Genomic DNA, 23,863 nt, shown 5'->3' on the forward strand with positions numbered 1-23,863 from the left:
GTACGCTCGTCGAGTGCCCGTCCAGTCTTGCCCCGGACGCGATCTTTGGCCTGTCGGGCACGGCCTTACGATGGGAGGCATGACTTCTACGCCTGCCCGCCCGTCTGCCAAGCGTGTGCTGCTGGCCGCTCCCCGCGGCTACTGCGCGGGCGTGGACCGCGCCGTCATCGCCGTGGAGAAGGCCCTTGAGCAGTACGGCGCGCCGATCTACGTCCGGCACGAGATCGTCCACAACAAGTACGTCGTACAGACCCTGGAGAAGAAGGGCGCGATCTTCGTCGAACAGACGGCGGAGGTCCCCGAGGGCTCCATCGTGATGTTCTCCGCGCACGGCGTCGCCCCGACCGTGCACGCCGAGGCCGCGGAGCGGAAGCTCGCCACCATCGACGCGACCTGCCCGCTGGTCACCAAGGTCCACAAGGAAGCCGTCCGGTACGCCAAGGACGACTACGACATCCTGCTGATCGGCCACGAGGGCCACGAGGAGGTCATCGGCACCTCCGGCGAGGCCCCCGACCACATCACCCTGGTCGACGGCCCCGAGGACGTCGCGAACGTGACCGTCCGCGACGAGTCGAAGGTGGTCTGGCTCTCCCAGACCACCCTCTCCGTCGACGAGACGATGGAGACGGTCGACGCCCTGAAGAACAAGTTCCCGAACCTGCTCTCGCCGCCCAGCGACGACATCTGCTACGCCACCCAGAACCGCCAGATCGCGGTGAAGAAGCTGGCCGAGGACGCCGAGCTGGTCATCGTCGTCGGCTCGAAGAACTCCTCCAACTCCATCCGCATGGTCGAGGTCGCCCTGGACGCCGGCGCCCCCGCCGCGCACCTGGTCGACTTCGCGAACGAGATCGACGAGACCTGGCTGGAGGGCGTCAGCACGGTCGGCCTGACCTCGGGCGCCTCCGTACCCGACGTACTGGTCGAGGGCGTACTGGAGTACCTGGCCGAGCGCGGTTACGGCGACGTGGAGACGGTGAAGACGGCCGACGAGTCGATCACCTTCTCGCTGCCCAAGGAACTGCGCCGTGACCTGCGCGCGGAGGCCGCCGCCCTCGGCAGCAAGTAGGTCCGTGCGCCCCGGCCCTTGGGTGACTGCCGGTGGTCCGTCGTAACGTGGGGGCCATGAACGTGTTCGGAGTGGACATCGGCGGTTCCGGCATCAAGGGCGCTCCTGTGGATCTGGAGCGGGGCGACCTGGCGGAGCCGCGGCACAAAGTACTCACGCCGCACCCGGCCACGCCGGAGAGTGTGATCGACGGCGTCAAGGAAGTCGTCGATCACTTCGGCTGGTCGGGCCCGGTCGGCATCACCTTCCCCGGAGTCGTCACGGACGGCGTCACCCGTACCGCCGCCAATGTGGACAAGGGCTGGGTCGACCTGGACGCCAGAGCGCTGCTGGCCGAGCGCCTCGGCCGCCCGGTGACCGTGCTGAACGACGCGGACGCGGCGGGTGTCGCCGAGATGACCTTCGGCGCGGGCGCCGGCCGCGACGGCACCGTCTTCCTGCTCACCTTCGGTACGGGCATCGGCAGCGCCCTCTTCCTGGACGGCAAGCTGGTCCCCAACACGGAGCTGGGTCACCTGGAGCTGCACGGCCACGACGCGGAGAAGCACGCCTCCACGAAGGCCAAGGAGGACGAGGACCTGAGCTGGGAGCACTGGGCCAAGCGCGTCACGAAGTACCTGAAGCACGTCGAGATGCTCTTCTCGCCGTCCCTGTTCATCATCGGCGGCGGAGTGAGCCGCAAGGCGGAGAAGTTCCTCCCCCTGATCGAGGGCGTCCGCGCGGAGATCGTCCCGGCCCAGCTGCAGAACAACGCGGGAATCGTGGGAGCGGCGATGGCCGCGGCGAAGCACTAGCGGGGCCGCCCGCACCCCGGCTCATCGCTCCGGGGCCGCCCGTACCCCAGGCTCATCACTCCGGGGCCGCCCGTACCCCAGGCTCATCGCTCCGGGGCCGTCCGCACCCTCCGCTAGTCGCTCCGGGGCCGCTGCCGCCGGACGGCCGCCGGCTTCGGACGCGTGCGCAGGGCGGTGGCGGCGGCCCGCGGAGGTACGGCGACGGGTGCGGCGACGGCGACGGGCTGTGCACTCACGGCCTGCTGCCGCCGCTTGCGCCCCATCAGCCGGATCTTCCGTACGCTCGAGACCAGCCCGGCGATGAGCGTGCCCCCGTACAGCCATCCGGCGTGCACGGCGAGGGCGGTCACCACGGCCATGAACCGGCTGCCGAGCCCGTCGCTGCCGCCCGCGATGGGTAGCAGCCCGCAGGCGAAGGCGATCGGCACGCTGATGGGCGCGGTCACCAGGTCGGCGGGCCGCACCCAGAGCGCGGTCAGCAGGCTCACCGGCAGGAACAGCACCCCGTAGACGACGGCCGAGCCGTCGAACAGCAGCTGGACCAGGCAGGCCAGCACGAACATGGTCGCCGCGGCGAAGAGCCCGCTCCCGAGTCCGGTCAGCCGTGGGTTGGGCAGCCGGCGCAGCGCGAGCACCACGGGCGCCACCCGCCGCTCCGGCCGGACCCCCGCCCGGCGGACGCGCGCGGCGGCGACCCCGCGCGCGCTGATCCGGTGCGGCTCGCGCTGCGGGGGGCGGGGACGGGTCTTCGGTTGCTCCACCGGACCAACGTAGGTCGCCGGACCGGCGGAATCCGGGCTTGGACACGCCCTTTGACTGAGCTTGGGCTTGAGTTCGATCCCATCCGGCCACGAACCGCCCGCACGGGACCACCCCCGGGGCCACCGGTCCACTCCCCGAGCCACTCCGGCCCACTCTCCCCCAGCCACTCCGGTCCGCCCCCGAGCCACTCCCCGCCACCCGTACGACACTCCACGGCCCCGCCCGTAAACTGGGGGATCGGTCGGCCCGCCCCGGGCCGCTACCCGCTCCTCTCTCTCCGCAACGGGAAGTCGCCAACGTGTCGCTCACGATCGGAATCGTCGGCCTGCCGAATGTCGGCAAGTCGACCCTTTTCAACGCCCTGACCAAGAACGACGTGCTGGCGGCCAACTACCCGTTCGCCACCATCGAGCCGAACGTCGGTGTCGTCGGTGTCCCGGACCCGCGCCTGGCCGTCCTCGCGGGCATCTTCAACTCGCAGAAGGTCCTTCCCGCGACGGTCGACTTCGTGGACATCGCCGGTATCGTCCGCGGCGCCTCGGAGGGCGAGGGCCTCGGCAACAAGTTCCTCGCGAACATCCGTGAGTCCGACGCGATCTGCCAGGTCATCCGCGCCTTCAAGGACGAGAACGTCGTCCACGTCGACGGCAAGGTGTCCCCCAAGGACGACATCGAGACGATCAACACCGAGCTGATCCTGGCCGACCTCCAGTCCGTCGAGAAGGCGGTGCCGCGCCTGACGAAGGAGTCCCGCCTCCAGAAGGAGAAGGTCGCGGTGCTGGCCGCGGTCGAGAAGGCCCAGAAGATCCTCGAGTCGGGCCAGACCCTCTTCTCCGCGGGCATCACCAAGGGCACGGAGCAGGGCGACCTGCTCCACGAGCTGCACCTCCTGACCACCAAGCCGTTCCTCTACGTGTTCAACGTGGACGAGGACGAGCTGGTCGACGAGGACTTCAAGAACGAGCAGCGCGCCCTGGTCGCCCCGGCCGAGGCCATCTTCCTCAACGCCAAGATCGAGTCGGAGCTGATCGAACTCGACGACGAGGAGGCCCTCGAACTCCTCCAGTCGATGGGCCAGGAGGAGCCCGGCCTGGCCACCCTCGGCCGCGTCGGCTTCGCCACCCTCGGCCTCCAGACCTACCTCACGGCAGGCCCCAAGGAGACCCGCGCCTGGACGATCCCCCAGGGCGCCACGGCCCCCGAGGCAGCCGGTGTCATCCACACCGACTTCCAGAAGGGCTTCATCAAGGCGGAGGTCATCTCCTTCGCCGACCTGGTCGAAACGGGCTCGGTCGCCGAAGCCCGCGCCAAGGGCAAGGCCCGCATGGAGGGCAAGGAGTACGTCATGCAGGACGGGGACGTGGTGGAGTTCCGCTTCAACGTGTGAGGTTTTCGAACAGTGGCCCCCTGGTCTGCGTTTCCGCAGTTCAGGGGGCCTTTTGCGTTCCAGTGCGGTGGAATTCCTGCGGAATGTTCAAGGGTGGGATTCGCGAGATGACCGGATAGATTCCCGCAGTTCAGGGGCACTATGGGGGCTGCGACTTGGCGCCGTTCGGAGAACGGACGCTGGATTCTGGCTGGACGGTGCTGTGCGGCGAGCAAGTGTTCGTGGGGCCGCACGGCTTCGCGGCTGGGGTGTTCCGGCTGACTGCGAGGCCCGGACGTAGATGCCGTGCGGCATCTACCGCCGGCACCGAATCCGACGGCGGAGCGTGGTGCGTCAGTCGGCCGTTCCCGGCTCCACGACCCACTGGCAGCGCTGCCCGGTGATGCCGACGATCATGTCGTAGTCGGCATCGTGGTGGAGGACGACTGCGCCGCTCAGTTCGGCGGTCGCGGCGACGAGCAGGTCCGGGAGGGACAGCGCACGGTGAAAGCCACGCTCGATGGCGGCACGCTGAATCTCCAGGGCGCGATCGAAGACCCGGTCGTCGCCGTAGAGGTAGTCGAAGCCCCGTAGCCATGCCGCAACGGCGGGGGCCTCGCTCTTTCCGCGAATGCTGTACATGAGTTCGTACTCGACGGCGGGGCAGATCGCCAGCAGTCCTCGTTCGTGGAGCGGGTCCAGGGCGGCAGCAACCAGCGGCAGGTGCCAGCGGGCGAGGGCCGACTTGTCGACCAGGAACGGAGCGTTCACTCAGACCGCCCTCGTGTCCTGGCCGGGGTCGATCACCTTCGTGTTCTCGACGATCTCACCGAAGTCGAGCTCACCCGATTTGACGGCGTCGATGAACTGCTGGCGGAGACGGCGCTTCACGGCATCCTCCAGAGCCGCACGCACGGCGGCTGCCTTGGTCTTCGTGCCGTATATCTCCTTGGCCTGCGCGACCATCTCGTCGTCCAGATCGATCATTGTCCGGGACATCCAAGACTCCCCTCAGAGAAACAAGCGACACCAAACGGTAGCACCGAATGGTGTCGTTCTCGTTGCGAGTCCTGCGGCAGGAGAGCAGGGCAGCGGCCGGGGGCGGCTGGTCGCCCCACCGTTCCGGCGGCTGGATTCTGGCTGGATCTACACCGCTGCTCCGGTGTTTCCGCAGGTCAAAAATCTGGTTCCGGTGTTCCGCTTCAACGTCTGAGCGGATGTAATAACACCACGTTGGCAGCCTGGCAAGCATGCAGGTCAGATGGGGTCGGCTCCTCCGAGAGTCGGCCCCTTGTGGTTTCCCGTGCTGGGATGGTGCTGAGTTTTCTGATGGCCCGTCATTGACTTGGCCTCGTCCGAGATGGCCGCGAGTGGTACGTCATTGAGTACCACTTGATGTAGGGAGTCAGTCCATGTCCATAACTGCGAGCGAAGCCCGCAAGGCTCTCTTTCCGCTGATCAAGAAGGTCAACGACGATCACGAGGCCATCGAGATCGTCTCCAAGCACGGCAACGCCGTGCTCGTCTCAGCCGAGGACTACGCGGCGCTGCGCGAGGGCTCGTACCTGCTCCGTTCGCCCACGAACGCACGGCGACTCCTCAAGGCGTACGAGAACGCACTGGGCAACATCAACGTGTCGGAGCGCGAGCTGATCGATCCGGACGCGGCAGATCCTCGTGCGGGTGCCGCGTGAGGCTTGTCTTCGAGGATCAGGGCTGCGAGGACTACACGTCCTGGCTCAAGAACGACCGCAAGATGCTCGCTCGGATCAACAAGCTCATCGCGGACGTCAAGCGTGATCCCTTCACGGGGATCGGCAAGCCCGAGCCGCTCAAGTACCACTTGCCCGGGGTGTGGTCGAGGCGGATCGACGACGAGCATCGCCTCGTCTACTTGGTCACGGACAAGGAGCTCGTGATCCTGGCAGCTCGCTACCACTACTGAGTGCTGCACCGCTGCTGCTCCAGCAGGTGGCACCGAGTGGCGGCCGCCAAGCACCGGCGGACTCGAACAGGTTCAGGTATTCCCGCATCAGCGTGCGGCAGAGATCCGGGGCCCTTTCCGGATGCCCCAGCAGCTGTCGGGTCCGGGCGGTCAACGCCGTTCGAGCATCGACTCGAAGAGGGGCTCCTCCTCGCCGGGAACGTACGGGAGGAAGCCGTGGGGGACGGTGCGGGCGGCCGTGGTGAGGAGGCGGTCCAGCACTTCCTGGTCGGTGGCCGGGGGCAAACGAAGTGCGGCGAGGAGACGGTCGCGGACGGCCGGGTGGTCCGGGTGGTCGTCGAGATAGTCGGCGTTGAGGGCGGGGGGCCGGAAGCCCGCCAGGGCGTCGTGCCAGGACGGGAGGACGATGGCCAGGGTCAGGGCCTCTGCCAGGGACTCGCCGATGAGGGCGGCCCGGCCCTCGGAGTCGGTGTAGAGCACGGGGCGGGGGCCGTCGGGAACGGCCGGTCCGCAGAGGTAGTGGGTGCCGCCCGCGTTGCAGCCGGCGACGGGCTCCACCGTGAGGCCGTTGGGCAGGGCGATCGACTCGATCGGGTCGGCGCGGGCCGGATCGAACTCGCCGTCCCAGGACAGGTAGGAGGCGACCTCCGGATGTGCGGCGATCCTGCGGAGCAGCGCGTCGTCCGAGAGGGCGGACGGGTTGAGGGCATGGGAGAGCGCGGGGGTCAGGGGATGGCCGGCCAGGACGTGGCGAATGGCGTCAAGTGGAACGGGGCGCCCGTAGTAGTCCTCGAAATGGGCCTGAACGCTTTCGGGGGACCTGTCGGTGAGGAGGCGGAAGAGGTGGCGGGAGCCGTCCGGGTCCTCGCTGCCAGGGGGGAAGGCGAGGCTCGTGCCGGTGCGCCAGACGGTGTCACCGCTCTCCCGCCACAGGCAGGCGGTGACCCGGGACGCGTCGATGTCCTCGTCGCGGAAGGCGGGGTCGTCCAGGAGCGGACGCAGCGCGGCCGGCACGTCGTCGATGACACCGGGCCACACCTCCTCGTCGTCCGTCGCGTACGGACTCATCCGCGACTCGTGGTCGAAGCCCCGTATGAGCACGCCGGCCGGGGTGAAGAGGACACAGAAGTCGTCCCCCGAGCCGTTCTCCATCAGGGCCGCCTCCTGGCCAGGACCCCGGGCGGCGTCGAAGGTGTACGGGCAGAACCGCGGATCCTCGCAGATCGCGGCGTCAAGGACGGCCAATGCGCGCAGATGGGCGCGGAGTTGGGCCGGGTCGGGGAGAAGGGTGGCGGTCTCGTACACAGTGCTCATGGCGCCATGGAAGCAGCCACCCGTGTGTCCGGGGCGGGCGGGCAGGCCCGGACATCGGCGCGGGCTGCCCCGGCGGCTTCCGCCGACACCGTCCGGCAGCTTACGCCGACACCGTCCGGCGGCTTCCGCCGACCGCATGTGGTCACGTGGTCCGGCCTCCGCCGTGAGTCCCCTCCGCCGTGAGCCCTCTTCACCACGAGTCCCCTTCACCATGAGTCCCCCACGCCGGCCCCGCCAAGATGTCCCCAACTCCCCGCTCTGGCCTGATTCCTGAAATGAATTTTGGGCCGTCGGGCGAATCCGTGACCTTCCCGGGACAACCTGGAGACCGTTTCGGCACCTCCCCTCAGGTGTCCGCGGCAGGGCGTCGCGGGCCGTGACCGAGGAGTCGCCGGAGCATGGTTCCCCCCACCCACAGGCGTGCACGGTGCGTCGTCTCCCTGCGTCGTAAGAGGGCCGGTACGGACGGAGGGAGGTTCGTTGTCCGGCGGCGGAAGAGCCGCGGGCCGGAGGGGACGTGCGCGGAGCCCAAGGTGCCGAAGGCCGGGTGGCGGCGGTGGGTGCCTTCGCGGCGGGTGGTGCTGTGGTCCTTCGGGGGCGGGTTCGGGCTGGTGGTGGCGGTGTTCACGGTCGGGTATCTCAGCGTGGACATTCCGCTGGAGAACAAGGAGGCCAGGCAGCAGGCCACCGACTACTACTGGGCCGACGGCAGCCACATGGTCAGCGTCGGGGCGGTCCACCGGCGTGACATCTCCCTCGCCGAGATACCCGACTCCGTCGAGCGCGCGGTCGTGGCCGCGGAGAACGAGGGGTTCTACGAGGACATGGGCGTCTCCGTGTCCGGCCTGCTGCGCGCCCTGAAGACCGCCGTCGGCGGTGGCGACGTGCAGGGGGGTTCCACCATCACCCAGCAGTACGTGAAGAACACCTATCTCACGCAGGAGCAGACCCTCACCCGCAAGGCCAAGGAGTTCTTCATCTCGCTCAAGGTGAGCCGGGAGAAGAGCAAGGACGAGATCCTGCAGGGGTATCTGAACACCAGTTACTTCGGGCGGGGGGCGTACGGAATCCAGGCCGCGGCCCGTGCCTACTACGGCATTCCGGCGAAGGAACTCGACCCGAGCCAGGCCGCCGTACTGGCCGCGCTGCTCAAGGGCGCGGAAGAGTACGATCCGGCCGGCAGCGGCAAGAACCACGAGCGGGCCGTCCAGCGCTGGGCGTGGATACTCGACCGGCAGGTGGAGACCGGGAAGCTGCCGAAGGCGCAGCGGGACACGTACACGATCTTCCCCGAGCCGTTGAAGCGGACCAGGCCCACCAGTCTCGGCGGGCAGACCGGCTATCTGGTCGACATCGCCAACAAGCACATCAAGAAGGCGTCCGGGCTGACCGACAAGGACCTCTCCCGCGGTGGCTACCGCATTCGCACCACCTTCGAGAAGGACGGGGTGCGGGAGCTGGAGCAGGCCGTGCAGCGCATGCGCGCCCAGGGGCTCGATCCGAAGAAGCGGCAGCAGGACCAGCACGTCGAGGTGGGTGCCGCGTCCGTGCGGCCCAGCGACGGTGCCGTGACCGCGGCGTACGGCGGCGAGGACGCGGTACGCCGCTTCAGCAACAACGCCGACACGGCCGGCGTCGCGGCCGGCTCCGCCTTCAAGCCGTTCGTCCTGGCGGCCGCCCTCAAGCACGGCACCACCAAGGGTTACGGAGTCACGACGAACAGCTATTACGACAAGAGCGGCATCCGCAACCCGGACGACCCGATGCTGCCGGCCCAGCTCGAACTGGACCCGCAGGCGACACTCGACCGCGCCTCCCGCACCACCCTGCGCGACGCCCTCGTCAAGGGCGGCGGGAATGTCACGTACACCCGCCTCGGCAAGGACGTCGGTCCCCAGAACGTCAAGGACACCGCGGTCGCGGCCGGTCTGCACGAGGCGAGCATGCCCCGCCCCGAGGCGGCGGACTTCCCCCGCGGCACCTCCACCCCCAGCGCGATCCGGATGGCCTCCGCGTACACGACCTTCGGCAACGACGGGCAGAGCGTCGAGCCGTACTCGGTCACCAGGGTCGAGCGGGACGGCCACGAGATCCCCGGGTTCGCGAGGCCGGTCCGCCGCTCCGCGCTGCCACCCGAACTCGCCCTGGAGGTCCACAGCACCCTGCTCGACGTCGGCGGTGCCGCGATGGCCCGCTCCTCGCTCTCCCCGGCCGACCGGCTGGCGCTCGGGCCGGTCGCGGCGGGCCGTACCGGCAAGGACGACCACCTGCAGTCGGCCTGGTTCGTCGGCCGGGCCAAGGACCTCACCACGGCCGTCGCCCTGTTCCGCACCAAGCCGGACGTGCCGCAGCTCCTGCCGATGCGCGACGTGGGCGGGCCGGGGACGGAGCACGGCAACGCACTCGCCCAGCGGGTCTGGGAGACCTACACCTCGGCGGCACTGCGGAGCGGGGGCCCGCAGAGCGACGGCCCCCGGAGCCCGTAATGCTGCCACCCGTGGGACTCGCACGGGTGGGGCGTGTGAACTGCGCCACGATCATCCGCGTTTAGTTGAAACTTAACCTAAAGCTGTTCTACGGTGAGGGCATCGCTTGATCCACTGCATTCCGGAAGGCAGCACGCATGTCCCTCGTTCTTGACCCCGCCGCCCAGGACCTCCTCTTCCGTGAGGCCCGCACCGCCAACACGTTCACCGACGAGCCGGTGACCGAGGAGCAGGTCCAGGCGATCTACGACCTGGTCAAGTTCGGTCCGACCGCCTTCAACCAGTCGCCGCTGCGCGTGACGCTGGTCCGCTCCCCCGAGGCCCGCGAGCGTCTCGTGGCCCTGATGGCCGAGGGCAACCAGCCGAAGACCGCCGCTGCCCCGCTGGTCGCGATCCTCTCCGCCGACAACGAGTTCCACAACGAGCTCCCGGCCCTGTTCCCGCACTTCCCGCAGGCCAAGGACGCGTTCTTCTCCGAGCGTCCGGTCCGCGAGCAGGCCGCACTGGTCAACGCGACCCTGCAGGCCGGATATTTCCTGGTCGGCGTCCGCGCCGCCGGTCTGGCCGCAGGCCCGATGACGGGCTTCGACTTCGCCGGTGTCCAGAAGGAGTTCCTGGACGACGACCACACCCCGCTGATGGTCGTGAACATCGGCAAGCCGGGCGAGGACGCCTGGTTCCCGCGCTCCCCGCGGCTCTCCTACGACGAGGTCATCACCACCGTCTGAGCAGGTCCCGGCCGTACCCCGAAGGGGCCGTCGCACCGATCCGGTGCGGCGGCCCCTTCGCCACGAACCGGAATTCGCTACGAACCGGAAGGCTTCGCCCCCGCCGGCGTGGCCCCCGCCGGCCCGGACCCCGCCGTCTCCGTCGGCTTCGTCCCGTCCGGCTTCGCTTCCGCAGGCTCCGCCTTCAGGGCCGCCGCCATCTCCCGCAGGCGCGCCTGCGGGGCCGTGCCCATGACGACCGTGGTCGCGCCCTTGTCGGTGCGTACCAGGGCGTCGTACTTCTCGCCCTCCCAGACCTGCCAGGTCACCCCGCCGACCGCTTGCGTCCGGCCGCTGTTCCTGGCGGAGAAGGTGACCTTCGGCACGTACTTGGCGGGGTTCTCGACGGACTGCTCGACCGCGACGTACTCCTTCTGCGGGTCGAGGTAGCCGAGGTGCCAGGCCTTGTTCTCGTTGCCGCGGTACGTCACCGAGGTCGCCCGCCACTCCTGGGACAGGCCCTGCGGCGCCATGATCGGGTAGGGCGCGGACCGCTGGGCCGTGCTCAGTTCGACCCGGTAGTCGACCGTCTTGAGCGGGTCGGCCTTCTCGTCGTGCGGGATGACGGTGTAGATGCCGGCGACGACGGCGCCGATGACCGCCATCGAGAGCACCATGTCCCGGACCTTCTGATTGCCACGCTTCGCTGCCACTCCCCCATGGTCCCCCATGGCCTTCCGCGCTCCGCAACGAACCCCCGCGAGGGACACGTCCGACAGACGGCACGTGCCCGATATGCCGCTCATACGTGACCCGCTCTGCTCATTTTGTCGATGTACGGATAGAGTCACAGGACCGTCCCCACCGTCCTGACCCCGGGTTCCACCCGGATCACGTCCCGGATTCTCCCGGCCGTCGCCGCCGTAGCCGTACAGAAAGGTGCGCATCCGATGACCGAGCACCAGCTCCCTTCGCCGCTCGAAGTTCCCGCCGAGGCCCCCGACCGCAACCTGGCCCTCGAACTCGTCCGCGTCACCGAGGCCGCCGCCATGGCCGCCGGCCGCTGGGTCGGCCGCGGCGACAAGATCGGCGCGGACGGTGCGGCGGTCAACGCCATGCGCACCCTGGTCTCGACCGTGTCGATGAACGGCGTCGTGGTGATCGGCGAGGGCGAGAAGGACGAAGCCCCGATGCTGTTCAACGGGGAGCGGATCGGCGACGGCACCGGCGCCGAGGTGGACATCGCGGTCGACCCGATCGACGGCACCACGCTGAACGCCAAGGGCATGCCGAACGCGATCGCCGTACTGGCCGCCGCCGACCGCGGGACCATGTTCGACCCGTCGGCCGTGTTCTACATGGACAAGCTGGTCACGGGCCCGGAGGCGGCGGACTTCGTCGACATCAACGCCCCCGTCTCGGTGAACATCCGCCGGGTCGCCAAGGCCAAGAACTCCACCCCCGAGGACGTCACGGTCGTCATCCTGGACCGTCCCCGCCACGAGGGGATAGTCAAGGAGATCCGGGAGACCGGGGCCCGCATCAAGTTCATCTCGGACGGCGACGTCGCCGGTTCGATCATGGCGGTACGGGAAGGGACCGGCGTCGACCTGCTCATGGGCATCGGCGGCACCCCCGAGGGCATCATCAGCGCCTGTGCGATCAAGTGCCTGGGCGGCACCATCCAGGGCAAGCTGTGGCCCAAGGACGAGGCCGAGAAGCAGCGTGCGCTGGACGCCGGCCACGACCTGGACCGGGTGCTGCACACCACCGACCTGGTCAGCGGTGACAACGTGTTCTTCGTCGCCACCGGCATCACCGACGGTGAGCTGCTGCGGGGCGTCCGCTACCGCTCGGCGACCGCCACCACCCAGTCCCTGGTGATGCGCTCCAAGTCGGGCACGATCCGCCAGATCGACTCCACGCACCGCCTCTCGAAGCTGCGCGCGTACAGCGCCATCGACTTCGACCGCGCGAAGTAGACGTGCAGTAGACGTACCGCGGCGACTGCCGCACGTCGCACGTCGCACGCAAAGGGTCGGGGCGGTCGCCTCCGGAATTCCGGAAGGGACCGCCCCGACCCTTTGCGTATGCGCGCGTCAGCCCGCTATGCGCTGCTCCCCCGCGCCGGGGGCGGCCTTGAGCTCCATCTCGCGCCTGCGCCGCCTGGCGAGCACCACCCGGCGCTCGGCGGCGGTCAGACCGCCCCACACGCCGTACGGCTCGGGCTGGAGCAGCGCGTGCTCCCGGCACGCGGTCATCACGGGGCAGCGGGCGCAGACCCGCTTCGCGGCCTCCTCGCGGGCCAGCCTGGACGCGGTCGGTTCCTTCGACGGGGCGAAGAACAGCCCGGCTTCGTCCCGGCGGCACACCGCCTCCGTGTGCCAGGGGCCGGCCTGGTCCCGCTGATCACGGACCGGCCCCGGCGCGCGCTGCGCGGGCACGGTGGCGACCTGCAAGGACTGATGCGGCGGTTGCAGCACGGTCTACTCCTGACGACGGCTTCGCGAGCGAGCGACGATGCGCAGTCCCTACCCGCTGTGCGCACGCCTATGCACAGGGTTTCGAACCGTGTCCAGTACGCGTACGGCGTGTCGCCCTGCCGGAAGCCGGCGTTCCGTCAGTGGCCGAGGTGCTTGCGCAGGCGATCGTGCAGGTCGGCGATGAGCTTGCCGCGCTTGGGCTTGGCCTCGATGTTGCCGAAGACCGAGATGCCGTTGACGACCACCACGGGGGCCTCGGGGTCGGCCGACTCCAGGGTGCGGACCTCGAAGTTGCCGAAGATCCCGCTGCCGTTGCCGCGCAGGGTGATGTTCTCCGGGACCCGCACCTCGACGTTGCCGAAGACGGAGGTGGCGTTGATGGTGGTGAGCCGCTGGGCGAACAGGGCCTCGGTCAGGTCGATCTCGACGCTGCCGAAGAGCGAGAAGGCGCTGATGCGGGGTGCCACCCGCCAGCGGCCCTTGCGGGTGGAGCTGCTGAAGACCGCGACGAGGTTCTCGGTGGGCTGGGCCGGGGCGCCGTTGTCGTAAGGGTCGTACGCGGCTGCGGCGGCGGGCTCCGGACGACCGCCGGGGGCGGGCAGGTCCCGTACCAGCGGCTCCAGTTCGGCCACGGTTTTGGCGCGGTAGACGGCGTCGATGCGCTCGCCGTGCTCCTCCGCGTCGAGGCGGCCCTCCGCCATCGCGTCGCGCAGGATGTCCGCGATGCGGTCGCGGTCCGCGTCGGAGGCGCGCAGCGCGGGAGCCGCGGCAGGCTCCATGGCCGGAAGGGGCGGCTGGGGCTTCTTCTCTAGGTCCACCCGCCCAGCGTACCGACACGCGATAGATCGCGACAGGGGATGGAGGAGGTTCAGGTACGGGGCGGAGGAGGTTCGGGGTACCGGGCGGAGGGGGTTCGGGAATACGGGTGCGGGTGAGGCGGACCTCACCGGTCCGTCGTCGCGCCCGCGTCATACGCTGGGGGGCGCGCCGCGCCAATGGAGGTGTGTGCCGCTGTCTGCCTGCCTAGTGAGGAATGGCCGAAATGCCAGAGTTTGCGTACTCCGATCTGCTGCCGCTGGGAGAGGACTCCACGCCGTACCGGCTGGTGACCGCCGAGGGTGTCTCCACCTTCGAGGCCGACGGGCGTACGTTCCTCAAGGTCGAGCCCGAGGCGCTGCGCACGCTCGCCGCCGAGGCGATGCACGACATCTCGCACTACCTGCGCCCCGCGCACCTGGCGCAGCTGCGCCGCATCATCGACGACCCGGAGGCCTCCGGCAACGACAAGTTCGTCGCCCTGGACCTGCTGAAGAACGCGAACATCGCGGCGGCGGGCGTGCTGCCCATGTGCCAGGACACCGGCACGGCGATCGTGATGGGCAAGCGCGGGCAGAACGTACTCACCGAGGGCGAGGACGAGAAGGCCCTCTCGCACGGCATCTTCGACGCGTACACCAAGCTCAACCTGCGCTACTCGCAGATGGCCCCGCTGACCATGTGGGACGAGAAGAACACCGGCTCCAACCTGCCGGCCCAGATCGAGCTGTACGCGACCGACGGCGGCGCGTACAAGTTCCTCTTCATGGCCAAGGGCGGCGGCTCGGCCAACAAGTCCTTCCTCTTCCAGGAGACGAAGGCGGTCCTCAACGAGGCCTCCATGATGAAGTTCCTGGAGGAGAAGATCCGCTCGCTGGGCACGGCCGCCTGCCCGCCGTACCACCTGGCGATCGTGGTCGGCGGCACGTCGGCCGAGTTCGCGCTGAAGACCGCGAAGTACGCGTCCGCCCACTACCTCGACGAGCTGCCGGGCGAGGGCTCCGCGACCGGGCACGGCTTCCGCGACCAGGAGCTGGAGCAGAAGGTCTTCGAGCTGACGCAGAAGATCGGCATCGGCGCCCAGTTCGGCGGCAAGTACTTCTGCCACGACGTGCGGGTGGTACGTCTCCCCCGGCACGGCGCGTCCCTCCCCGTCGCCCTCGCCGTCTCCTGCTCGGCGGACCGCCAGGCCACCGCGAAGATCACCGCCGAGGGCGTCTTCCTGGAGGAACTGGAGAAGGACCCGGCGCGGTTCCTCCCCGACACCACGGACGAGCACCTGGACGCGGAGGAGGACGTCGTCCGGATCGACCTCAACCGGCCGATGGACGAGATCCTCGCCGAGCTGACCAAGTACCCGGTCAAGACCCGCCTTTCGCTGACCGGACCGCTGGTCGTCGCCCGTGACATCGCGCACGCGAAGATCAAGGAGCGGCTGGACGCGGGCGAGGAGATGCCGCAGTACCTGAAGGACCACCCGGTGTACTACGCCGGGCCCGCGAAGACGCCCGAGGGGTACGCCTCCGGTTCCTTCGGCCCGACGACGGCCGGACGGATGGACTCCTACGTGGAGCAGTTCCAGGCTGCGGGCGGCTCGAAGGTGATGCTGGCCAAGGGCAACCGGTCGAAGCAGGTCACCGACGCGTGCGGCACGCACGGCGGCTTCTACCTGGGCTCCATCGGCGGCCCCGCTGCCCGCCTCGCCCAGGACTGCATCAAGAAAGTCGAGGTCGTCGAGTACGAGGAGCTCGGCATGGAGGCGGTCTGGAAGATCGAGGTCGAGGACTTCCCGGCGTTCGTGGTGGTCGACGACAAGGGCAACGACTTCTTCACCGCCCCGGCCGCGCCGCCGCTGCTGACGAGCATTCCCGTGCGGGGTCCTGGCATGGCGTAACGGCCCTGCGGCCGGGGGCGGCTACCGGGTGCCCCCTCCGGCGATGGTGTCCAGCATGCCGAGGGTGTTCTCGTCGCCGTGGCCCTCGGCGATCGCCCGCTCGGCGACGGCCTGTGCCGCGCGGAGTACGGAGGCGTCGAGGCCGGCCTCCTCCGAGGCGTGGGCCACATGGGCCAGGTCGGCGGCCGCCGCGACCAGGGTGCTGTCGGTGCCGGGGTGGACCCCCGCGTCGGCTTCCGCGGCGAGCTCGTCGATGACGGAGGTGAGCAGGTTGCCGATGTTCTTGGCGAAGGGGGCCAGGTCGGTGGCGGCGACGCCCTGGGAGCGGGCCAGCGCGATGCTGTGCACGAGGCCGCTGACGGAGGTCCACCAGAGGTCGAGGAGCGCGACGTCGTAGGAGGCGGCGCGGGCGGGGTCGGCGCCGAGGTAGGTGGCCGTCCCCGCGAACGCGTCCAGCGTTTCGCGGTGGGCCTCGTAGGCGTCCTCGGGGCCGCTGTACAGGAGGACCGCGTGCGGGGTGCCGATGGTGACGTTGGGGCTCATGATCGAGCCGTCCAGGTACGTCACTCCGTGGCTCTCCGCCCAGGCCGCGGCCTCGCGGGCGCGGTCGGGGGTGTCGGCGGTGAGGTTGACGACCGTACGCCCCTTCAGTTCGTCGCCTGCCTGTCCGAGGATGTCGAGCGCGGCCCCGTAGTCGCGGACGCAGACGACGACCAGGTCGGAGGAGCGCGCGGCCTCGGCGGGGGTCCCGGCCCGTACGGCTCCCTGGGCCACCAGGGAATCGGCGCGGGAGGCGGTGCGGTTCCACACGGTGGTGGGGTGTCCCGCCGCGAGCAGCGCTCCGGCGAGCGCTCTGCCCATGGGGCCGAGACCGAGGACGGTGACGGGACGGGTGCGGGTGGGTGCGGTATTCATGGTGATCTCCCTTTGGTGTGAAGGCAGGACTGGTGGAAGACACGCCCGGATGAGGGCGTGACGGGACGGGGACATGGCGGGATGAGGGCGTGACGGAGCGAGGGGCGGGTGTGGTGAGTTGAGGAAGCTGCCGTATCAGTGCGGGCTGGACGCGGGCATCGACGTGGTCGACGGCAAGTGGAAGGTGCTGATCCTGTGGGCGCTGCACGAGCGGCCGCGCCGCTTCGGGGCGATCCGGCGGGAGCTGGCCGGGGTGAGCGAGAAGGTGCTCACGCAGCAACTGCGCGAAATGGAAGCGGACTTGATCGTGCACAGGGAGGTGTACGAGGACACCGCGGTGCCGAGGGTGGAGTACTCGCTCACGGAGAGCGGTAAGGAGCTGCAGGTGGCGCTGGAGCCGTTGGGGGTGTGGGGGGCGCGGAGGTTGAGGATGTTGGAGGAGCGGGAGGAGGTGGGGTAGGGCGGGTTCGGTCGGCCGGTCGGTCGGCCAGCCGAGCTGGCCGCCTGGACCCAGGCTCCCCCCAAGGGTGTGCGGGATCAAGTACGCACTAATTGGTGGGTGATTACCGGGAGGTAAGGGGGCGTGGGGGCGGGAGCGGAGCCGGGACGGAACCGGGGCCGGCCCGGCTCCGCCGGGGGGCCGCCCCCTTGCCCGCCCTTCCCCAAGCTCTCGGCTTCGCTCGAGCAGGGGAGACCCCACTCGCCCCCGGGGGGCGGCCCCGCCGCCCAAGAGGGCTGGGTCCTCGGGGGCGGGGCGGGGCGGCCCCGTCAGGGGCGCGGGGAACTGCGCGGCCGGCCACGACGCACCCGCACGGACCCTCAGCCCCGCGGCAGCGGTTCAGGGAAGGGGCGGGGAGGGGCAATCCCCCGCCGAAGGCGGCAGACCACCCGCCACAGCACGACTCGCCCACCCGGCAACGGCAAGGCCCCGGCCCGGCGCCCTCGCGCCGAACCGGGGCCTACGCCGGACCGGGGCCTACGCCGGACCGGGCCCCAGGTCGGACCGGGCCCCAGGTCCCGCCGGGCCCTACACCTGACCAGGCCCCACGCCGGGCCAGGCCCCACCCCGGCCCGGAGCCCACGCCGGACCAGGCCCCACAAGGGACCAGGCCTCACGCCCGCCCCGGACCGCCCCTCACGCGAACCGCTGGCTCGCCGACCCGTCGCAGGCGCGCAGCTTCAGCGGGTCCTTCGCCGACGGGAGAGTGACGCACAGGCCGTTCGCCGCGGCCGGGCGCAGGGTGCCGCCCTGCTGGACGAACTGCTGGTTGGCCGCTCCGGAGCAGTTCCACAGCACCAGGCCCGCACCGGCCTCGTACTTGGCCCCCGGCACGTCCAGGCAGCGGTCGTGGCTCAGTTCGGTGCGCACCGACTTCTGCGCGGTGTCGTACCACCAGCCCTGGTTGCGGCCGCCGTGGCAGTCCCAGCCGCCCACGGCTGTGCCGTTGCGGGTGACGGAGCCCGGCGCGTCCAGGCATGTCCCGGTGGCCTCGTTCCGCAGTGGCCTGAACTTGTCGTCCCAGGCACCCGGAATCAGCACCGCCTTGCCGGTGGACGCCGGGTCCGCGCAACTTGCCTCACGCGCCGAAGACTTGTGGAGCTGGGTGAGGCAGGAGGCGAAGGCGGCGTGGCCGCGGATGTTCGGGTGGAAGGACTGGCGGACCGAGTTCTCGTCCGGGGTGCCCGGCTTGGACAGGTCGATGTACAGGCCGCGCGCCCAGGGGTCCTCGGAGCAGACCTCGTGCCCGTGGAAGAGCCGCGAGTTGTCGAGGTACGTGGCCCCGGTGGAGGCCGCCGCCCTGCGCATGCCCCGCTCGAAGGCCGGGACGGCCACGTTGCGGCCCCAGGCGGTGTCGGAGTCGTAGCCGAGGCCGCCGCAGACGAGCTTGCCGGGGAAGTTCGGGTTGTCCTTGAAGTCGGGGCCGATCGGGCTCGGGTAGCCCATCACGACGAGCTTGTAGTCGGAGTCGGCGTACCCGGCCCCGGTCATGGTGGTGCGCAGGTCGCGGATGGTCTGCTCGACCTTGGGCACCAGTCCGTCGACGCGTGCCTGCCAGCCGGCCGCGTACTTCGGCTCGCAGGGCCCCTGCAGGGTGAGGTAGCGGGTCACGCAGTCGGTCATCACGGGACCGAACTGGAGGTCGTCGTTGGCGCCGGCGACCAGCACCACCATCTTGATCTTCGTGTTGCGGGCCTTGATGGCGAGGTTGTCGCTCTGCACGAGCTCGTCGGCGTACTGCTTGCTGCCGCCGATCCTGATGTTTCCGGTGGCACCGCCCGAGCAGGAGACGTTGTACGTCACGTCGGCGGCGATGGAGGTCTTGTGGATCGCGGCGTCCGGCGAGCGGTGGCACCAGTTGGTGGGGCCGTTGGTGGGCGCCTCGTACGTCCCCGTCCCCTCCCCGGAGATCTCGCTGTCGCCGAGCGAGATCAGCCCGGTCCTGCGCTCGGCCATCGGCCGCTCGGCGGGCGACCCGTACAGCTTGGTGGCCTCGGCGGCGCGGATCGCCTCCAGCTCGGGCGGCAGCGGCGTGGCGGCCCGCGCCACGTCGACGGCCGGTGCGGAAGGTGCGGCGGCGGCCGCCGTGCCGGTGGCCGTGGCGGTCATGCCGCCGAGCGCCGCCGCCAGCGCGGCGACGGCCGCGACGGAGCATCGGATGGTTCTGTGCCTGGTGCGCGCCATTGCGCCTCCCCGGTTGGTTGTTACCCCCGGTATTTACTGGCCGGTAGTGCACTTGGGAATACCCAGAACAAGACAACCGCTCAACTTATCCAGGAGGTAGCGAAACGATGACGACTGACGACTACCGGATCGAACACGACTCCATGGGTGAGGTACGGGTCCCCGCACACGCCAAGTGGCGTGCGCAGACCCAGCGGGCCGTGGAGAACTTCCCCATCTCGGGGCAGCGGCTGGAGCGCGCCCACATCGAGGCCCTGGCCCGCATCAAGGCCGCGGCCGCCGAGGTCAACGCCGAACTGGGCGTCCTGGACAAGGACCTCGCGCGTGCGGTCGCGGACGCGGCGGCGGAGGTGGCGCGCGGCGACTGGGACGAGCACTTCCCCGTCGACGTCTTCCAGACCGGCTCCGGCACCTCCTCCAACATGAACATGAACGAGGTGCTCGCCACCCTGGCCACCGAGCGGCTCGGCTCCCCGGTGCACCCGAACGACCACGTCAACGCGTCGCAGTCGTCCAACGACGTGTTCCCGTCGTCGATCCACATCGCCGCCACGGCCGCCGTGACCGCCGATCTGATCCCGGCGCTGGAGCATCTGGCCGCCGCCCTGGAGCGGAAGTCCGCCGAGTTCGCGGACGTCGTGAAGTCCGGGCGTACGCATCTGATGGACGCCACGCCGGTGACCCTCGGCCAGGAGTTCGGCGGGTACGCGGCGGCCGTCAGGTACGGCGTGGAGCGGCTGCACGCCTCCCTGCCCCGCCTCGCCGAACTGCCTCTGGGCGGTACGGCGGTGGGTACCGGCATCAACACCCCGCCCGGTTTCTCGGCGGCCGTGATCGCCGAGGTCGCCCGGGCCACCGGGCTGCCGCTCACCGAGGCCCGCGACCACTTCGAGGCGCAGGGCGCGCGGGACGGTCTGGTGGAGACCTCGGGCCAGCTCCGTACCATCGCCGTGTCGCTCACGAAGATCGCCAACGATCTGCGGTGGATGGCGAGCGGTCCGCGCACCGGTTTGGCCGAAATCAACCTCCCGGACCTCCAGCCGGGCTCTTCGATCATGCCGGGCAAGGTCAATCCGGTCGTCCCGGAGGCCGTGCTGATGGTCGCGGCTCAGGTGACGGGCAACGACGCGACGGTCGCGGTGGCGGGCGCGGCCGGAAACTTCGAGCTGAACGTGATGCTTCCGGTCATCGCCAAGAACGTCCTGGAGTCGATCAGGCTGCTCGCCAACTCCACCCGGCTGCTGGCCGACCGGACCATCGACGGCATCACGGCGAACCGGGAGCGGGCCCGGGAGTACGCGGAGTCCTCCCCCTCCGTGGTCACCCCGCTGAACAAGTACATCGGGTACGAGGAGGCCGCGAAGGTCGCCAAGAAGTCGGTGGCCGAGCGCAGGACGATCCGCGAGGTCGTGATCGAGGGCGGGTACGTCGAGCGGGGCAACCTCACCGAGGCACAGCTCGACGAGGCCCTGGACGTACTGGGCATGACGCGGCCGTAGCGACGACGGGCACGCAGGCGGGGAGCCGGGACCGGACCGCACGGCGGACCGTGGGGGCCGGGGCGCAACGGCCGGCGAGCAGGGGCCGGGGCACCGCAGACGACGGCGGCACCCCGGCCCCTGCCGTACGCTCACCATCCCGCCCCTCGCCACGCCCCTCGCCCCGCCTCGTGATCCAAGTCGCTGCGCGACCCGGTCCGCCCTCCTAAAATCCGCTCATGACAGAGCACGTGGATGTGAGAAGCGAAGGCGCCGCCGCCGGCCACCGCTGGGCGCCCGGCGAACAGATCCTCTGGCGGTACCGGGACAACGCGTCCCCGCGCATTCACATCTGCCGTCCCGTGACCGTCGTACGGGACACCGCCGACCTGCTCGTCGTCTGGATGGCGCCCGGCACCGAGTGCGTCAAGCCGGTGCTCGCGGACGGCACTTCGGTCCACCAGGAGCCGCTGGCCACCCGCTACACCAAGCCCCGCACCACCACTACGTCCCGCTGGTTCGGCACGGGAGTGCTCAAGCTGGTGCGGCCGGGTGACGCATGGTCGGTGTGGCTGTTCTGGGACCGCGGCTGGCGGTTCAGGAACTGGTACGTAAATCTGGAGGAGCCGCAGGTCAGATGGGTCGGCGGGGTGGATTCGCAGGACCATTTCCTGGACATCGCGGTGGCCCCCGACCGGCGCTGGGAGTGGCTGGACGAGGACGAGTTCGCCGAGGCGCGGCGGGTCGGGCTGCTGGACGAGCGGCAGGCTGCGGGCGTCCGGGAGGCGGGGCGGGCGGCCGTACGGCAGATCGAGGCGTGGGGCGCTCCGTTCGCCGACGGGTGGGAGAACTGGCGGCCCGACCCCCGTTGGGGGGTGCCCGCCCTGCCGGAAGACTGGGACCGTACGCCCCGGATGACCGGGACCGCCCCCCGGCGCACATGACGACGTGAGACTCTTGATGCGCCCCCAGGGGCCAACCGTAGGATCGTCCTCCGGATGGTCCTCGCACCGGTTGGGCCGAGCAGTAACTACCGGGCGTGGAGCAGGACCTGACCGTATGTCACCACAGGGGGGTGGATCTGTGAAGCGGTGCGTGAACCCGCGCGGATATCCGCGGGAGTCTGTAACGTTCACAGGCCACCGTTCTGTCGATGCCGCCCGCAGAGCGGGTATGTCGCAACCAGCGATTGCAGCGCACCAGCTCCCCGGACGGACGGAATCCCACGCGTGACGGAGCAGCAGTCCACCTCGCACGAAGGCCGGCAGCCCTTGGTTGCCAGGCCGCACGAGCGCGCCAGGCCCCGGCAGGAGCAGGGGGAGGAGGGGCCCGTGGGGATGATCGGCGTACCCGGACCGGCGGGACCGCCCGCACCGGCCCGTGAGGGCGACCGGCTGCGTTTCGTCGGCGCCGCCACCCGGAGGATCGCCCGCGGCATCGACCTCGACGAAATAGTGCTGGGTCTGTGCCGGGCGACCGTGCCCACCTTCTCGGACGCGATCCTGGTGTACCTGCGGGACCCGCTGCCGGTCGGGGACGAGCGTCCCGCGGTGCCGTTCGTGCTGCGGCTGCGGCGCACCGACCGGTTGCGCAGCAGCGACCTCGCCGAGTCCGGGGCGGTGGCCGACGAGTTCGACACCGCGCTGGGCGAGGGCTCACCCGCCCGGCAGCTGTGCGAGGTGCTGTCCGGGGGTGCGCTGGCCGAGGTGCTGCGCGGGGTGCGGCCCGTGTTCGGCGACGCGTCGGCGGCCCGGATCGCGCTGCCGGAACTGCTCGGCGGGGACCTCGCGCTGCCGGACGGGCGGCGCGCGATACTCGCCCCGCTCCGGGGCCGCCGCCGGGTGATCGGCGCGGCCGTCTTCCTGCGCAGGCCGGAGCGTGCCGCGTTCGAGGGCAACGACCTGCTGGTGGCCGCCCAGCTCGCCACGCACACCGCGCTCGGCATCGACAAGGCGGTGCTGTACGGGCGCGAGGCGTACATCGCCGACGAACTCCAGCGCACCATGCTGCCGGACTCGCTGCCCCGCCCCACCGGTGTGAAGCTCGCCTCCCGCTATCTGCCGGCCGCCGAGACGGCCCGGGTGGGCGGCGACTGGTACGACGCGATCCCGCTGCCGGGCAGCCGGGTGGCGCTGGTGGTCGGCGACGTGATGGGGCACTCGATGACCTCCGCCGCGATCATGGGCCAGTTCCGGACCACCGCGCAGACCCTCGCCGGGCTCGACCTGCCGCCGCAGGAGGTGCTGCACCATCTCGACGAGCAGGCCCAGCGGCTCGGCACGGACCGTATGGCGACCTGCCTGTACGCCGTGTACGACCCCGTCTCGCACCGGATCACCATCGCCAACGCCGGTCACCCGCCGCCCATCCTGCTGCATCTTGGCGGCCGGGCCGAGGTGCTGCGGGTGCCGCCCGGCGCTCCGATCGGGGTCGGCGGCGTGGACTTCGAGGCGGTCGAGCTGGACGCCCCGGCCGGCGCCACCCTGCTGCTCTACACGGACGGCCTGGTGGAGTCCCGGCTGCGGGACGTGTGGACCGGCATCGAGCAGCTGCGGGAGCGGCTCGCCGCGACGGCCCAGCTGACCGGTCCTGACCATCCGCCGCCGCTGGAGGCGCTCTGCGACGACGTCCTGGACATGCTCGGGCCCGGTGACCGGGACGACGACATCGCGCTGCTCGCGGCCCGTTTCGACGGGATCGCGCCCAGCGACGTCGCGTACTGGTTCCTGGAACCGGAGGAGCAGGCTCCGGGACGGGCCCGCAGGCTGGCCCGCAGGGCGCTGGAGCGCTGGGGCCTTGAGGAGCTCAGCGATTCGGTGGAGCTGCTGGTCAGCGAGGTCGTGACGAATGCCGTGCGGTACGCGGAACGGCCGGTGACGCTGCGCCTGCTGCGCACGGACGTACTGCGCTGCGAGGTCGGGGACGACTCCCCGCAGCTGCCGAGGCAGCGGCGGGCGCGCGACACCGACGAAGGCGGGCGCGGCCTGTTCCTGGTGAACCGGCTGACCCGCAAGTGGGGTGCCACCCGGCTGAGCAGCGGCAAGGTCGTGTGGTTCGAGCTGGGCCTGCCGGGCCCCGCACCCGACGGGCAGGCGCGGGAGAGGTAGCCGTACGGAGCAGGAGAGCGGCGGGCGGCACCTTTCGGTGC

The 23,863-nt window shown here is 70.3% G+C and carries 22 protein-coding genes; 13 read left to right on the forward strand and 9 right to left on the reverse strand.

Annotated features, from left to right (window positions below; genetic code table 11):
- Nucleotides 1–70: 70 nt before the first annotated feature.
- Both ACFWVV_RS33560 and ppgK read left to right on the forward strand, forming a co-directional pair.
- Nucleotides 71–1,072 (forward strand): 4-hydroxy-3-methylbut-2-enyl diphosphate reductase, encoded by a 1,002-nt coding sequence (locus ACFWVV_RS33560; RefSeq protein WP_384346382.1) that lies wholly within the window; start codon nucleotides 71–73, stop codon nucleotides 1,070–1,072.
- A 56-nt stretch (nucleotides 1,073–1,128) separates the two neighbouring features.
- Complete coding sequence (gene ppgK, locus ACFWVV_RS33565) at nucleotides 1,129–1,866, forward strand: polyphosphate--glucose phosphotransferase (protein WP_384346385.1); 738 nt, start codon at nucleotides 1,129–1,131, stop codon at nucleotides 1,864–1,866.
- Between the two features lie 113 nt (nucleotides 1,867–1,979).
- Here ppgK and ACFWVV_RS33570 read toward each other — a convergent pair whose 3' ends face one another.
- Nucleotides 1,980–2,627 carry a DUF6542 domain-containing protein gene (locus ACFWVV_RS33570; RefSeq protein WP_384346387.1) on the reverse strand — a complete coding sequence of 216 codons (648 nt, stop codon included), beginning with the start codon at nucleotides 2,625–2,627 and terminating at the stop codon, nucleotides 1,980–1,982.
- A gap of 299 nt (nucleotides 2,628–2,926) precedes the next feature.
- Here ACFWVV_RS33570 and ychF point away from each other — a divergent pair, with 299 nt between their 5' ends.
- A complete protein-coding gene (gene ychF, locus ACFWVV_RS33575) occupies nucleotides 2,927–4,015 on the forward strand; it encodes a redox-regulated ATPase YchF (protein WP_384346390.1) in 1,089 nt (362 codons plus the stop codon).
- Between the two features lie 333 nt (nucleotides 4,016–4,348).
- Here ychF and ACFWVV_RS33580 read toward each other — a convergent pair whose 3' ends face one another.
- Complete coding sequence (locus tag ACFWVV_RS33580) at nucleotides 4,349–4,765, reverse strand: PIN domain nuclease (RefSeq protein WP_384346393.1); 417 nt, start codon at nucleotides 4,763–4,765, stop codon at nucleotides 4,349–4,351.
- Nucleotides 4,766–4,993 carry a type II toxin-antitoxin system VapB family antitoxin gene (locus tag ACFWVV_RS33585; RefSeq protein ID WP_384346396.1) on the reverse strand — a complete coding sequence of 76 codons (228 nt, stop codon included), beginning with the start codon at nucleotides 4,991–4,993 and terminating at the stop codon, nucleotides 4,766–4,768.
- A gap of 413 nt (nucleotides 4,994–5,406) precedes the next feature.
- On the opposite strand from ACFWVV_RS33585, the gene ACFWVV_RS33590 reads away from it, so the two are divergent.
- Nucleotides 5,407–5,688, forward strand: a complete 282-nt coding sequence (locus tag ACFWVV_RS33590; protein WP_384346399.1) for a type II toxin-antitoxin system Phd/YefM family antitoxin — start codon at nucleotides 5,407–5,409, stop codon at nucleotides 5,686–5,688.
- Entirely contained in the window at nucleotides 5,685–5,939 is a 255-nt protein-coding gene (locus ACFWVV_RS33595) for a Txe/YoeB family addiction module toxin (protein WP_384346402.1), read from the forward strand. The genes ACFWVV_RS33590 and ACFWVV_RS33595 overlap by 4 nt, the downstream gene beginning before the upstream one ends.
- A gap of 150 nt (nucleotides 5,940–6,089) precedes the next feature.
- Here the strand turns inward: ACFWVV_RS33595 and ACFWVV_RS33600 are convergent, their stop codons facing one another.
- Entirely contained in the window at nucleotides 6,090–7,253 is a 1,164-nt protein-coding gene (locus ACFWVV_RS33600; protein ID WP_384346405.1) for a hypothetical protein, read from the reverse strand.
- Between the two features lie 533 nt (nucleotides 7,254–7,786).
- On the opposite strand from ACFWVV_RS33600, the gene ACFWVV_RS33605 reads away from it, so the two are divergent.
- Together ACFWVV_RS33605 and ACFWVV_RS33610 are read left to right on the forward strand one after the other, a co-directional pair.
- A complete protein-coding gene (locus ACFWVV_RS33605; protein WP_384346408.1) occupies nucleotides 7,787–9,739 on the forward strand; it encodes a transglycosylase domain-containing protein in 1,953 nt (650 codons plus the stop codon).
- A gap of 137 nt (nucleotides 9,740–9,876) precedes the next feature.
- Complete coding sequence (locus tag ACFWVV_RS33610; RefSeq protein WP_384346411.1) at nucleotides 9,877–10,467, forward strand: malonic semialdehyde reductase; 591 nt, start codon at nucleotides 9,877–9,879, stop codon at nucleotides 10,465–10,467.
- A 77-nt stretch (nucleotides 10,468–10,544) separates the two neighbouring features.
- Here ACFWVV_RS33610 and ACFWVV_RS33615 read toward each other — a convergent pair whose 3' ends face one another.
- On the reverse strand, nucleotides 10,545–11,159 hold the full coding sequence (locus tag ACFWVV_RS33615; RefSeq protein ID WP_384346414.1) for a DUF4245 domain-containing protein: 615 nt from the start codon (nucleotides 11,157–11,159) through the stop codon (nucleotides 10,545–10,547).
- 237 nt (nucleotides 11,160–11,396) lie between these two features.
- Here ACFWVV_RS33615 and glpX point away from each other — a divergent pair, with 237 nt between their 5' ends.
- Nucleotides 11,397–12,428 carry a class II fructose-bisphosphatase gene (glpX, locus tag ACFWVV_RS33620; protein WP_384346417.1) on the forward strand — a complete coding sequence of 344 codons (1,032 nt, stop codon included), beginning with the start codon at nucleotides 11,397–11,399 and terminating at the stop codon, nucleotides 12,426–12,428.
- Nucleotides 12,429–12,545: 117 nt separating this feature from the next.
- On the opposite strand, the gene ACFWVV_RS33625 is transcribed toward glpX, so the two are convergent.
- Together ACFWVV_RS33625 and ACFWVV_RS33630 are read right to left on the reverse strand one after the other, a co-directional pair.
- The gene (locus ACFWVV_RS33625; protein WP_384346420.1) at nucleotides 12,546–12,929 is read right to left on the reverse strand and encodes a WhiB family transcriptional regulator; all 384 of its coding nucleotides are present in this window, start codon (nucleotides 12,927–12,929) and stop codon (nucleotides 12,546–12,548) included.
- A gap of 137 nt (nucleotides 12,930–13,066) precedes the next feature.
- The gene (locus ACFWVV_RS33630) at nucleotides 13,067–13,747 is read right to left on the reverse strand and encodes a DUF1707 domain-containing protein (RefSeq protein ID WP_384346423.1); all 681 of its coding nucleotides are present in this window, start codon (nucleotides 13,745–13,747) and stop codon (nucleotides 13,067–13,069) included.
- A 224-nt stretch (nucleotides 13,748–13,971) separates the two neighbouring features.
- On the opposite strand from ACFWVV_RS33630, the gene ACFWVV_RS33635 reads away from it, so the two are divergent.
- Complete coding sequence (locus tag ACFWVV_RS33635; protein WP_384346426.1) at nucleotides 13,972–15,639, forward strand: fumarate hydratase; 1,668 nt, start codon at nucleotides 13,972–13,974, stop codon at nucleotides 15,637–15,639.
- Between the two features lie 21 nt (nucleotides 15,640–15,660).
- Here the strand turns inward: ACFWVV_RS33635 and ACFWVV_RS33640 are convergent, their stop codons facing one another.
- A complete protein-coding gene (locus tag ACFWVV_RS33640; protein WP_384346429.1) occupies nucleotides 15,661–16,554 on the reverse strand; it encodes an NAD(P)-dependent oxidoreductase in 894 nt (297 codons plus the stop codon).
- 118 nt (nucleotides 16,555–16,672) lie between these two features.
- Between ACFWVV_RS33640 and ACFWVV_RS33645 the strand changes: the two genes are divergently transcribed.
- A complete protein-coding gene (locus tag ACFWVV_RS33645) occupies nucleotides 16,673–17,014 on the forward strand; it encodes a winged helix-turn-helix transcriptional regulator (RefSeq protein ID WP_384346431.1) in 342 nt (113 codons plus the stop codon).
- A 675-nt stretch (nucleotides 17,015–17,689) separates the two neighbouring features.
- Here the strand turns inward: ACFWVV_RS33645 and ACFWVV_RS33650 are convergent.
- A complete protein-coding gene (locus tag ACFWVV_RS33650; RefSeq protein WP_384346434.1) occupies nucleotides 17,690–19,237 on the reverse strand; it encodes a ricin-type beta-trefoil lectin domain protein in 1,548 nt (515 codons plus the stop codon).
- 107 nt (nucleotides 19,238–19,344) lie between these two features.
- On the opposite strand from ACFWVV_RS33650, the gene ACFWVV_RS33655 reads away from it, so the two are divergent.
- The 3 genes from ACFWVV_RS33655 (at nucleotide 19,345) to ACFWVV_RS33665 (ending at nucleotide 23,822) form a co-directional block, all read left to right on the forward strand.
- The gene (locus tag ACFWVV_RS33655; RefSeq protein WP_384346437.1) at nucleotides 19,345–20,736 is read left to right on the forward strand and encodes a class II fumarate hydratase; all 1,392 of its coding nucleotides are present in this window, start codon (nucleotides 19,345–19,347) and stop codon (nucleotides 20,734–20,736) included.
- A gap of 218 nt (nucleotides 20,737–20,954) precedes the next feature.
- Complete coding sequence (locus ACFWVV_RS33660; protein ID WP_384346440.1) at nucleotides 20,955–21,659, forward strand: DUF402 domain-containing protein; 705 nt, start codon at nucleotides 20,955–20,957, stop codon at nucleotides 21,657–21,659.
- Nucleotides 21,660–21,944: 285 nt separating this feature from the next.
- Nucleotides 21,945–23,822: a SpoIIE family protein phosphatase gene (locus ACFWVV_RS33665; protein ID WP_384346444.1), complete on the forward strand. Its 1,878-nt coding sequence runs from the start codon at nucleotides 21,945–21,947 to the stop codon at nucleotides 23,820–23,822.
- The last annotated feature ends 41 nt before the right edge of the window (nucleotides 23,823–23,863 follow it).

The sequence above is a fragment of the Streptomyces sp. NPDC058663 genome, assembly GCF_042716745.1.
In the GTDB taxonomy this organism is placed as follows: Bacteria; Actinomycetota; Actinomycetes; order Streptomycetales; family Streptomycetaceae; genus Streptomyces.